Below are 12,868 nucleotides of genomic sequence, written 5' to 3'. Positions count from 1 at the left end.
CTATCCCCATTATATAATGAGTGAGCATTCAGTCAACAGTTTTTTGTTATAGAACAACACATTTTTTCATAAAGCTGTTTATTTCGGTGAAACTATAAAGTGAAACTTTAATCAGTAGGGGTGGTTCATCCCCCGCTGATTATTAGTTGAACCAATCGGGCTTTTACGGGCAGTTGATTTCCAAACTAACTTCTACTTATTCAACAGTTTTGAGTTGAAAGGCTTACTGCCCGTTAAAGCGGGATAAAGTGAAACTTTAATCAGTGCAACATACTATCCTCTAATAAAATTTATAATAAGAGCCATGCTACCCGTATCATTTGTAACACACTGAAGGTGAAAAGAATGCGAAGGAGGGAATTCACTGATGCTCTACTTATCTCTTTTGTTAATATCCGTTGCTCTTTGGATTACAATTGACCTTTCATACGGGCGACTTCTTCATTTAAAACGAGTAAGCCCTCGCACTTTCCCTTTACGTCAAAGTGATTTTCACCTTTATACATACGGGAAAGATTTATATGACGCTTTATTTACTGATATAAAACAAGCACAGCATCACATTCATATTTTATTCTTCATTGTAAAAAACGATAAAATCAGTCGTGAATTTTTAAAACTGCTGATTGATAAGGCTCAGGAAGGAATTGAAGTACGACTTTTACTTGATCGATTTGGCAGCCATTCCTTATCAAACGAAGCTATTCGCTCCCTGCAAAAACATGGTATATCTTTTTCATTTTGTCATAAGGTAAAATTTCCTCTGCCTTTCTTTTCTGCTAATCAAAGAAATCATAGGAAAATTACAGTGATTGATGGGAAAACCGGCTATATCGGGGGATTTAATATCGGCGAAGAGTATCTAGGGCATAATGAATATTTAGGATTATGGCGAGACTATCATTTACGTCTTACAGGAGAAGGGGTTCAAGATTTACAAAAGCAATTTTTGCATGACTGGTTTGATGATACGAAACAGAATTTATTGGATGCTTCTCTTTATTTTCCAAAACAAAACCCAGGTACCATCCTGCATCAATTTATTCCGACTGATGGTGCTTATTTACAACATACTTTTTTACATTTAATTAACGGGGCAAAAAAAGAAATCTGTATCGGTACACCATATTTCATTCCTGGAAAAAAAATTATGAATGCCTTATTAAAAGCAAGAGAAAGAGGGGTTCAAATCACAATTCTTGTTCCAGAAAAAGCTGATCACCCTCTCGTTCGAGAAGCAAAATTCCCGTACTGCCGAAAATTAATACAGGCTGGTTGCAATATTTATGCATTTCAACAAGGATTTTTTCACGCCAAAATTATTATAGTGGACGATGATATTTGTGATATCGGAACGGCAAACTTTGATATGAGAAGTTTATATATTAACCATGAAATAAACTGCCTGTTATATAATAAACATTTCATTCAAACAGTAAAAAATAAATTCCATGAAGATCTAGAGAATGCATCCGTACTTTCCTATAGTGATGTAAACCCGCCTTCTCTTATCGATAGAGGAAAGGAATGGATTGGAACAATGCTTGCTTTCTTTTTATAGGAAAAACAATGAATAAAAGGGGGTATCTCATATGATTATACGGTTTGGATATGTCTCACATGCAATGGCACTCTGGGACTGTTCTCCTGCCAAAACAATGACGTTTACAAGCTTTAAGAAACTCAGCAAGCAAGAACGAGAAGACAAACTGTACCATGTTATAAGGCAAAATTTAGAGCACACAATACGTATCCTTCATTACAATATAGCACATGAAATCCCACTATATCGCCTATCATCTTCCATCGTCCCACTTGCAACACATCCCGAAGTCGAGTTTGACTATATTGGGGTATTCACACCACTTTGGCGTAAAATAGGGGCTTTAATTAAAGAACACAATTTACGAATAAGTTTTCATCCAAATCAATTTACGCTATTTACAAGCGACAAGCCACATATTACTACTAACGCTATTACGGATATGACTTATCATTATAAAATATTAGATGCTATAGGCATTGCAGATTCTTCTTACATTAATATTCATGTAGGTGGAGCCTATGGAAATAAAGAAAAGGCAATTGAGCGCTTCCATGAAAACATAAAAAAACTTCCTACACATATAAAAAAACAAATGACTCTTGAAAACGATGATAAAACATATACAACTGCTGAAACTTTATCAATTTGCCAAAAAGAAAATATTCCATTTGTATTTGATTATCATCATCATATGGCCAATCTTTGCGAAGAACCACTAGAAGAGTTGCTTCCTGCAATTTTTGAAACTTGGTCACATACAAATATTTCTCCTAAAGTTCACATTTCCTCCCCGAGATCGGAAAAAGAATTTAGGGCCCATGCTGAATATATCGATTTAGAGTTTATTAAGCCCTTCTTACACATTGCGAAAAAAAACAATCATAATTTCGATATTATGATTGAAAGTAAACAAAAAGACTTAGCACTATTCCAATTAATAGACGAACTTTCTGCTATAAGAGGAATGAAAAGAATAGGTGGTGCAAAGTTACAGTGGTAAATTGTAACTTTGCACCATTTTTTCAAAAAAGTAATTTTTATAGTAAAAAACATTCTATTTTATATGCTATTATTTAAATTAGCATTTTCTCCCCGAGATTCAACTTTATTGAAACGGAGTCATAATATGATTAATCAAAAAAAGTATATACAATCTGTCATAATATACATATTTATATTTGCTCTTTGGATATTCCTTATACCAAATGAGTTGAATATAAAAGAAACCGGGATTCTTTTCTTATTCTGTTTCGCTGCACTTTTTTCTTGCTATTGCTTATGTAAAGCGATTAGAAAAATGACACATGGTGATAAATTATTTTGGATTTTATTATTATGTACTTGTCTATGCGGGTTAGCTATGGAGATAACTTTATTCCTTCATTCACTTTCCATTCATGAGCAAGTTATATTCTCATATAAAGCATTACCTTTTTTTATCATACAATATGTTTTACTCTTTGTTGGATTTGCTATAAAGTTTATAAAAATTTACTCTATTAAGGGTCTTGCTCAATTTTCATTCGATAGCATCTTTATTGTTATTATGAACATTTATTTCACTTTAACTTTTATCTTGGACCTTTCAAGCTTCCGTATGTTAACAAAGGAAACTTGGATTTTAATTGGCTATTTTATTGCACAATCATTAGTAATTTACGCCGTTATTAGTCTTTATAGAAGAGAACAATATTCTTCTAGTAGAATCGCATTAATTATCGGTTTCACTATTATACTCGTATACGGTTACATTCATCTGTTTCAATTAAATTTTGGGATGAAAACTTCTCCTGAATTTAATTATTTAATACACACTGCTTCTATTTTATTAATTGGACTTTCTTCCATACTATATATCTTGGATAAACCAATGCAACATGAAACGAAAGCAAAATATTATCGATTCGATTATGTACGTTTTATACTACCTTATTTTAGTATAATTATTACTTTTTCCTTTATTATCATTCAACCTTGGGATGATAAATTTATGTTAATTGGTCTCGTATTATCACTTATTTTGTTATTCTTGCGGCAACTTTACATGTGGAAAGATAATCAAGCACTAATCCTTACATATGAACAGTTGACTACACAACTAGAGGACGAAGTTGAAGAAGGTGCATTTGCATTATCAAAAAGTGAACAACGCTATAAGTCTTTATTCGAAGATCATCCCGATGCCGTTTTCTCTTTAAATATGAATGGCATTTTTCAACAATCTAATAAGGCATGCGAAAGCTTATTTACTGCCTATTATTGTGAAGTAGGAAGCTATTCTCTGGTACACTTCATTGATTCAAAAGACCACGAACTACTAAAGAAGGCTTTACAAATTACAAAGGAAGGTAGGCCACAAACGTTAGAAGTTCGTACAAAAGAACAAGAAGGCTATTATTATTATCTTCATATTACACTTATCCCTACTTTTATAAACAAAGAAGTGGTCGGAATGTTTGGGATAGCGCGTGATATTACAACTTTATATGAAAAACAAAAACAAGTAGAGCATTTAGCCTTTCACGATGCACTTACTGGATTACCAAATCGCCGAAAGTTCGAAAAAGATTTAAAAGCCATTTTAAATACAGCCCAAACTAACGCAAATGATGTTGCCGTCATATTCCTTGATTTAGATCGATTTAAAAAAATTAACGATAGACTTGGTCATGACGTCGGAGATTTATTATTAATTGAAGTAGCAAAAAGATTACGCGGTTGCTTGCGTTCAAAAGATATCGTCGCTCGCCAAGGTGGAGATGAGTTTACAATTCTATTACCAGAAATGTACTCAGAAAAAAGTGCAATTTTTATAGCTGAACAGATTTTAACTATTTTAAACAAACCATTCTTCATTCAAGGCGAAGAACTCTCTATTACACCAAGTATCGGAATTGCGATGTACCCTGATTATGGAACTAATGTAAATGAGTTAATGAAAAATGCTGATATGGCTATGTACCGTGCGAAAGCAAATGGAAAAAACAGATTTGTTTTCTTCTCAAAAGAAATGAGTATCGCTCAAAATGAAATTCAATTCTTAGAAGGTGAACTTTCAAAAGCATTACAACAAAATGAATTTTTCCTTGAATACCAGCCACAAGTAAGCACAAAAACAAAACAAATTATCGGTTTTGAAGCATTAATACGTTGGAAGCATCCAAAACTCGGTATCGTATCTCCTGCCCAATTTATCCCTCTAGCAGAGGAAACTGGTTTTATTATTGAACTTGGCAATTGGATTTTACGTACTGCCTGCTTAGAGGCAAAAAGATGGCATAATCAAGGTTTTTCTCACTTAAAAGTTGGTGTAAATTTATCTGTTGTTCAATTTAACCATGCAGATTTAATCCCAACTATTTCAAAGGTGTTGGAAGAAACAGAACTGAAACCAGAAGCACTAGATATTGAAATTACGGAAAGCATCGCAATTAATCAAAATCAATCTGTAGTTGCAAAACTAGAACAACTTCAAAATCTCGGTATTCAAATTTCAATCGACGACTTTGGAACTGGTTATAGTTCTTTAGCTTATTTAACAAAATACCCAATCAACACATTAAAAATCGCTCGAGAGTTTATTTGTGGAATTACAACTAGTCCTTTAGAAGAAGCAATTGTCTCTTCCATTATTACACTATCAAAAGAACTAAATTTAAAAGTGATTGCAGAAGGTGTAGAAACGGAAGAAGAATGGGAATTTTTACATAAACACAATTGTGATCACATTCAAGGTTTCTTTATTAGCAAACCTGTTTCTAGTAAAGACGTTTGGATGTTACTCCATAAAAAAACAACCGTCTAAGTTAAGACGGTTGTTTCTTAAAACTCAAAAGGCATATCTGAAGCTAATTGTACCTCTTGATCATCATGAGAAATTACTTGGCTTTTCTCTAAAGCTGTATCTGCTAATGAAATACCCCATGCCATCGCTAACGTTAATAGACTACCAATAAGTAGTTTCTTCATATTCCATCACCCACATTTTTTCTTTTAATATATCATGAAAATTTATCCATACATTATGCAATTATGCATATTTAGTTTTTGCGTTATTTTATTTCGGCATTTTTTTCATAAACTTTTCTTTATACGTATGCATTTCTAATATATCAAAAAAGAAACAAGCTTTTTCATAAGCCTCTTCACTCTCTGCCTCATCATAGCCTAGCTTTTCTAAGCATTCACCTTTTTGATAGTATAGTTGCCCAATCAACGCCATACTATTAATTCGACACGATATTTCAATAGCTTTATTTATTTGATAAAGAGCCTCTTCATATTGATTATCTAAGTATAATGTTTTCGCATAATTATGTCTTACCTTCACATCAAACTCTTTATTTTCAGGTAATGCCTCTAATTGCTTTAATATACCTTCAAATAACTCCATACCCTTCTTAAAGTAACCATTTTCAGCATAAATATTTGCAATTGCATTCTCTATATAAAGGTTTTGGTACACATCAATCCCAGTTAATTGTTGGTTTAACAATTTTTTTAATTCTAAAATACAATATTCATAATCACTTTTCTTCAATACATACGCTGCTACATGATATTGCCATTGAAGAAATTGCTGAAACTCAGGATGATATTCTTCCTTTTTCAACTCATTCCATACTTTATTATAAATCTCTTTATATTTCTTTTGCTTACAAAGCATAATGATTTGATCTTTTAACTGCTTTTTCCTCTCAATGTCAGAATAAATGAGTACCTCATAAAAATGAATAATGGGAACTTGTAACTTTGCTGCAATACCTTGCAATATATCCATACTTGGGTATACCGCACCCGATTCAATTCTGCTTACTTCCGATTGATGACATATGTTCTCGGATAACTGTTTTTGTGTTAATCCTCTTAACACTCTAATTTTCTTAATTTCACTTCCTAATTTCTCTGCTTGCATACTTACTCACCATCCCATTATAACAATCTAATTTGTTAAGTTGTCATACCACTACAATAATGTGAATTCGACAATTTTTGATATGAAATAATGCATAATATATATAAAATTCGGCAAATTTTTCATACAATTCATCTCACATACAATAATAGATTAGGAGTGTTATAGATGAATTATAGAAAACTTGCCAGTGCTTTCGTTACATTCGGTCTTCTTTACCCTTTATCAACAGAAGCTATTCATGCTCAAGAATTAGACAAAAGTGCAGTCAAAGTTGAAATTGCTCAGCCTGGTTTAACAATCGGGAAATTAACACAACCTCAAAATGATACGAAAGAAAATATTGCTAAAAAGTATTTAAAAGGTGAGGTAGATGGGGCTAAAGCTCAACAAGAACAAGTCACTACTGAAAAAAATGTAGATTTCCAACCTACAAATAAAGAAACCAAAGAAAATCAAACCGAAGTTCGCCTTGCACAAACATATAAAAACTATAAAGTATATGGCCAAGATCTCATTGTAAAAGTAGATAAAAATGGAGTAATCACAACTGTTAGTGGTAAAGTTGTTCAAAATTTAAATCAACAACCTAATCTTACTATAACAAATTTTTTGTCGAAAAATGAAGTAAAATCTAAATTACGCGATATAGTTCAAATTCCAAGTGATGCAGTTGAGACAGAATTCTCTAGCGAAACCGTTGTTTATAAGAAAAAAGATGGCTATTATACATTCGCAACTGTTATTACATTTACTTATGAAAACAATGAACAAATTATAAACGGCAATGCTATCGTTGATTTAAAAACTGGCGAAGTACTTTTCCAAGAAAAATTCATTAAAAACAAAGAGAATAAGACTATAAATCAAGTAACGTCACCTAGATTATCCCCTGCAAGTGAGCAAGGAACTGGGAAAAATGCACTTCAAGAAAACATCTCTTTTAATATTGCCAAAGGAACTGATGGGAAATTTTATTTAGCGGATTTATCACGCGGAAATGGTATTTATATTTATAATGCAAACTACGCCGATTCCCTCGGAGGATATAGTCAAGCTGGTTATCCAGGGACACTAATTTCAAGTAGCAATCCTAATTTTGCAGATAAAGAAGCCGCGGGCGCTATGAAGAACATGAGTGATATTTACGATTACTTTAAGAAAGAACATAATCTAAAAAGTTACGACAATAAAGATTCAAAAGTTGTTGCTAGTGTACACGGTTTTGATTCTACTGAAGTTAGTGATGGTGTAAAAGAAGACTATGTAAATGCATTTTGGCATCCCGCTTGGAACCAAATGGTATTTGGTGATGGTTTAGACGGAAAACTAACATCAGCTCTTGATGTAACAGCTCATGAATTTGGACATGCTGTATTCAGTGGCACAACGAAAAATAAAGTCGTGAGATATCCAAGCGCTGAAACATCTGCACTAAACGAGGGATTAGCGGATTTCTGGGGTACACAAATCGAATATTACGTAAAGAAAGATAAAGGAAACTGGATTATGGGCGATACATTAGGTGGCCTAACAATTCGTGATATCCCAAGGGAAATTGGTGACGGCGGTCATAAACTATATACAAATTTACAAGATTTCTATAACGATGGTAATAATCAAGAATCACACGTGAATTCTGGTATTATCAGTCACGTATTATATCAATTAGCTGAAGGTAAAACATATAACGGTGTTGCTGTTCAAAAACAAGGAAATGAAAAAGTAAGTAAAGTTGTTATGCGTACATTGCAAAATTATGCAACTTCCGCTGAAGACTTTGAATCACTTCAATCTCATATCGTACAAGCTGCAAAGGATTTATATGGAACTGCCGTATCAAATGAATTTGCAAAGGCATTTGAAGCACACGGTTACAAACCGTTACAAAAAATAAATAAAGTAATAGCGGTACAATAATAAAAAAGAAGTTTACCAATCATAGGTAAACTTCTTTTCATATCCATCCCTTTTCTTCCGCAATTGTAATTGCTTCAATTCTATTTTTCGCATCAAGCTTCGCTAATACTTCAGAAATATAATTACGTACTGTACCCGGCGAAAGATAAAGCGCCTTCGCAATTTCGTTTGCCGTCTTTCCTTCTTTCGCAAGCAACAATACTTCCTTTTCGCGATCTGACAACGGATTTTGCTCCTGCCATAGGCCGAACATTAAATCTTGGGAGACCTCTCGTTTCCCCTTCATTACATTACGAATTGCTGCTGCTAAATCTTCACTTGGGCTATCTTTTAACAAATATCCGTGCACACCAGCTTTCATTGCTCGTTCAAAATAACCAGGTCTTGCAAATGTTGTTAAAATCATTACTTTGCATGATGATTTTTCTTTCTTTAAAGCCTCAGCGACATCCAATCCACTTTGAATCGGCATTTCAATATCCATAATACTTACATCTGGCTTTAACGATTCAATTAATTGTAACGCCGCTTCCCCGTTCGCAGCTTGCCCAATTACTTCGATATCATCTTCTAGGTCAAGCAGGGCCCCTAACGCACCACGAAGCATCCGCTGATCTTCTGCAATAATAATTCGGATCATGCCCTCACCTCATCTTTTCCTGTTCTAATAACAACTGGAACTTTTACTGTTAACAACGTCCCTGGATTGATTGTACCTAGTTCAACAAATCCATCAATAAGAGCAATTCGTTCTTTCATGCCGCGAATACCATTTCCATCATGATTTTGATCTGTTAAACCGATTCCGTTATCTTCTACTTGTAAAATCAGCTCACCTTGCGATTCTAATACAGAAACTGCGCACCGCGTTGCCTTACTATGTTTTACAACATTTGTAACGGCCTCACGTAAACACATCCCGACAATATTTTGTTCAATTGGTGATAACGAGCTCGATCTTGCTTCTTGCCTCACTTCTAATTCAATATTAGCTGCTTGTAAGATCGCTTTTATTTGCTCTAGCTCTTCTTCTACCGTAATCATACGCATATCAGAAATTAATTCCCTCAGCTGTTTTAAGGCTGTACGAGACGTTTGTGTAATTTCCTTCGCTTCCGCACTTGCACGCTCTGGATTTTTCAAAATTAACTTCTCAACGAGCTGGCTTTTTAAAGTAATAAGAGATAGCGTATGTCCTAATGTGTCATGAAGATCTCTTGCAATCCGCTGCCGTTCTTCACGTTTTACTAAGTCTTTAATTTGCTCGTTCGCCTCATCTAATTGATTTCTTAACATCTTTTTCTGATTAAAATTACGCATACCAAATGGCGTAAGAAGCATTAAAATAAACATCGGAACGATATTTACTAAACTTGTAGTTGTTAATTGATTCATATTTACAACTAAAAATGCTCCAAGCATTATAACTAACGAACATAAAAGCACTCGAAATACTTTCTTATTTGGCGCAAATCCCATCGCACTTGCTGTGAAAAAGCCAAAAAATATCATAAAAGGATTATAAAATAAAGCAAATAAAAAGATGAGTATCATTTGAATGCATGCCCAAAAAACAAACGTCCTCTGAACAAAATATAGCTGACGGTATGTAATAATAAAAAGTATCAACATACCGCTTCCTAGCACAAGCTTCCATCCTGATGCTTGTGCTAAGTGATAAATTGGAAATAATAGATAAACAAACCACATGTATGGAAAGAATCCCATATGTTTCGGAAAAATCTCAACCCTCTTCTTCTCTATCATTTATACCGCTTCCTGTCTTTTTCTTATATATATTGATACTACAACAAATATAAGGAAATAACCTCCTAATACCGCGATATTTTCCCATCCAATTGATTTTCCAGCTACAATATCCCACGCACCACTTCCGAAATGGTATGTCGGTGTCCATTCACCAATCGTTCTTAATATTTTTGGGAATACTTCAATCGGCATCCACAACCCGCCAACTATAGCTAAACTCATATTTAAAATATTTGCTAAGCCAGCAGCTGCGTCCGCCTTCTTAATGGAACCTATTACTGTTCCTAACGCTAAAAATGGTGTTACCCCTAACAATAACCATAACCCGGCACCAATCCATTGCCCTACCGTTAACTCAACATGATTAATTAGTATCCCTGCAATAAAGATAACTAATATTGAAAAAGCATTTACTACTGTTTGAGCGATAATTTTTGCTGTTAAATATGCTCCCTCTGGAAGCGGTGTAATTTTTAGAAGATGTGTCCATCCTTGCCCTCTTTCCTGAGAAAGTCTCACACCGAAACTAAAGAGTGCAGTCCCTACAATACTGAAAGTTGCCATCGAAATTAAATAATGTGCTTTCCACGCATCTCCGTTTTGTGGTACTTGAACAACATTTGTAAAAATGTAGTAAAACATAACAGGCATTAATAATGAGAAAAAGATAAATAATTTATTGCGGAATGTACGTAAAATTTCTATTTTGCACTGCATCCATAACGCTCTCATGCGATTTCCTCCTTCTGATTTGCGACAAACTGTTCAAATGCCTCATCAAGGCTTCCACGTTCAACTGAAACATCTGTTACAGGTAAACTCCTTTGATAAATGGCTTTTAAAGTTGCATCCGTATCCTCCGTTGTTAAAATGAAGCGTCCTTCGTTTGACTTTACTTCTGTTACATTTGGTAATTCCTTTAGTAATTTTGTAGGAATGCTTTCCTTCGAATAAAATGTGATTGTTTTTCTCGAAATCGTTGCTTTCATTTCGTCTGGTGTACCATCTGCGATAATCTTTCCGTTCGCAAATAATAAGATACGATTTGCTAAAGCATCTGCTTCTTCTAAATAATGCGTCGTTAAAATAATCGTTTTCCCTTCACTTGCTAACTTTCGAATCGTTTCCCAAAACGTTCTTCGAGACGTAATATCCATTCCGACTGTCGGCTCATCTAAAAATAACAAATCCGGATTTCCCGCAAGTGCAAGCGCAAAGTTTAATCTTCTTTTTTGCCCACCTGATAATTTCTCACATCTTTGCTTTCGCTCTGATTCTAAATTTGATAACTGCAGTAACGTTTCTTTCGCTATAGGATTCGTATAATAACTACGGAATAACTCAATTGCCTCTTCCACCGTAATACTATCAATGACACTTACTTCTTGCAGCATCGCACCGAAGCTATTACGAACATCCCTATGCTTTGGACTCTTTCCAAATATAAAGACCTTACCTTCTGTTGGATCCTTTAATCCAAGCATCATCGACATCGTCGTTGTTTTTCCCGCACCATTCGGACCAAGTAACGCTACTATTTCCCCTTTATTTACATGAAATGAAACATTATTTACTGCGCTTTTATGTTTAAATGTTTTAGAAACACCATTTACTTCAATAATCTTTTCCATCTCTCCACCCCCGCTGTTTCTTATATTTACATTGTATTACTTGGAAAACTTAGGAAACAGTATGATGCGTCATGACATCGATATGACAATTGTCATGTATTCTTTATGAGAGGAATCAACCCGCATACCGCAAGCGAGTAGCAGGACGAAAATAAACATGATACAATCGGATAAGATATATATTCGAGGAAGGACAGTGGTTTTCATGATTATTCGTAATGAACAAGATTTAGAAGGCTTACGAAAAATCGGCCGCATCGTTGCGCTTGCACGTGAAGAAATGAAAAAACAAGCGAAGCCAGGTATGACAACGAAAGAGCTTGATTTGATCGGTAAAAAAGTATTAGATGAGCATGGTGCTATTTCTGCACCTGAAAAAGAATATGATTTTCCAGGTGTAACTTGCATTAGTGTAAATGAAGAAGTTGCTCATGGTATTCCAGGAGATCGTGTATTAAAAGAAGGCGACTTAGTAAACGTCGATGTATCTGCTGCACTTGATGGCTATTATGCAGATACAGGTATTTCATTTGTACTTGGAGAAGACGAGGAAAAAGAAAAACTTTGCCAAGCAGCGGTTGATGCATTTTGGACAGCAATGAAAAAGGTTAAAGCTGGCTCAAAACAAAATCAAATTGGTCGTGCTGTTTCAAACTTCGCACATAAAAGTGGGTACAATGTTATTCAAAACTTAACTGGTCACGGCATTGGTCTTAGCTTACATGAAGCACCAAATCACATTTTAAGCTACTATGATCCAATGGATAATGCGCTTCTAAAAGACGGTCTTGTTATCGCTGTAGAACCGTTCATCTCTATGAAAGCTGATCATATTATTGAGCGTGGTGACGACGGTTGGACATTCGTTACACCTGATAAAAGTCTTGTTGCACAATGTGAACATACCGTTGTCGTAACACGCGGTGAACCAATAATCTTAACAGAAATCTAATACCAAAAACGGCTGTTTTGTAGATTTATTCCACATAAAACAGCCGTTTTTTATTTTTGGGAAAATATGTGAACTATTGTTGAACTCTTTATCATTTAAGTATATAATCTTTAGCGGAGGTTACTTAAGCTTAT

General features: G+C 34.4%; 11 protein-coding genes. 5 read left to right on the top strand and 6 right to left on the bottom strand.

The features are described from left to right. Positions 1–367 precede the first annotated feature (367 nt). From cls to MR143_RS28625, 3 genes are all read left to right on the top strand, one after another. Positions 368–1,561 carry a cardiolipin synthase gene (gene cls / locus MR143_RS28635; protein WP_000966413.1) on the top strand — a complete coding sequence of 398 codons (1,194 nt, stop codon included), beginning with the start codon at positions 368–370 and terminating at the stop codon, positions 1,559–1,561. Positions 1,562–1,592: 31 nt separating this feature from the next. Continuing rightward, positions 1,593–2,546 (top strand): UV DNA damage repair endonuclease UvsE, encoded by a 954-nt coding sequence (gene uvsE / locus MR143_RS28630; protein WP_000586777.1) that lies wholly within the window; start codon positions 1,593–1,595, stop codon positions 2,544–2,546. 126 nt (positions 2,547–2,672) lie between these two features. Then, on the top strand, positions 2,673–5,351 hold the full coding sequence (locus MR143_RS28625) for a DUF4084 domain-containing protein (RefSeq protein WP_000609926.1): 2,679 nt from the start codon (positions 2,673–2,675) through the stop codon (positions 5,349–5,351). 17 nt (positions 5,352–5,368) lie between these two features. On the opposite strand, the gene MR143_RS28620 is transcribed toward MR143_RS28625, so the two are convergent. Next, on the bottom strand, positions 5,369–5,515 hold the full coding sequence (locus MR143_RS28620) for a quorum-sensing peptide PapR (protein ID WP_000734722.1): 147 nt from the start codon (positions 5,513–5,515) through the stop codon (positions 5,369–5,371). Positions 5,516–5,603: 88 nt separating this feature from the next. Further along, complete coding sequence (locus MR143_RS28615; RefSeq protein ID WP_001147495.1) at positions 5,604–6,461, bottom strand: helix-turn-helix domain-containing protein; 858 nt, start codon at positions 6,459–6,461, stop codon at positions 5,604–5,606. Positions 6,462–6,629: 168 nt separating this feature from the next. Here MR143_RS28615 and MR143_RS28610 point away from each other — a divergent pair, with 168 nt between their 5' ends. Next, entirely contained in the window at positions 6,630–8,381 is a 1,752-nt protein-coding gene (locus MR143_RS28610; RefSeq protein WP_001109524.1) for a M4 family metallopeptidase, read from the top strand. A 37-nt stretch (positions 8,382–8,418) separates the two neighbouring features. Here the strand turns inward: MR143_RS28610 and MR143_RS28605 are convergent, their stop codons facing one another. Genes MR143_RS28605 through MR143_RS28590 form a run of 4 tightly spaced genes read right to left on the bottom strand, consistent with a single transcriptional unit; the run spans position 8,419 to position 11,782 of the window. Further along, entirely contained in the window at positions 8,419–9,021 is a 603-nt protein-coding gene (locus tag MR143_RS28605) for a response regulator transcription factor (RefSeq protein WP_000619235.1), read from the bottom strand. Further along, on the bottom strand, positions 9,018–10,148 hold the full coding sequence (locus MR143_RS28600; protein ID WP_000570638.1) for a sensor histidine kinase: 1,131 nt from the start codon (positions 10,146–10,148) through the stop codon (positions 9,018–9,020). Before MR143_RS28600 ends, MR143_RS28605 begins: the two co-directional genes overlap by 4 nt. Beyond that, the gene (locus MR143_RS28595) at positions 10,149–10,883 is read right to left on the bottom strand and encodes an ABC transporter permease (RefSeq protein WP_001202431.1); all 735 of its coding nucleotides are present in this window, start codon (positions 10,881–10,883) and stop codon (positions 10,149–10,151) included. Next, positions 10,880–11,782, bottom strand: coding sequence for an ABC transporter ATP-binding protein (locus MR143_RS28590; protein ID WP_000411133.1), 903 nt, complete (start codon positions 11,780–11,782; stop codon positions 10,880–10,882). Before MR143_RS28590 ends, MR143_RS28595 begins: the two co-directional genes overlap by 4 nt. Before the next feature lie 157 nt (positions 11,783–11,939). On the opposite strand from MR143_RS28590, the gene map reads away from it, so the two are divergent. Continuing rightward, positions 11,940–12,734: a type I methionyl aminopeptidase gene (gene map, locus MR143_RS28585; protein WP_139032807.1), complete on the top strand. Its 795-nt coding sequence runs from the start codon at positions 11,940–11,942 to the stop codon at positions 12,732–12,734. Positions 12,735–12,868: the final 134 nt, after the last annotated feature.

The sequence above is a fragment of the Bacillus cereus group sp. BfR-BA-01347 genome (assembly GCF_022663835.1).
GTDB classification, from domain to species: Bacteria; Bacillota; Bacilli; order Bacillales; family Bacillaceae_G; genus Bacillus_A; species Bacillus_A thuringiensis_K.
This window is presented reverse-complemented; position numbering and strand designations above follow the sequence as displayed.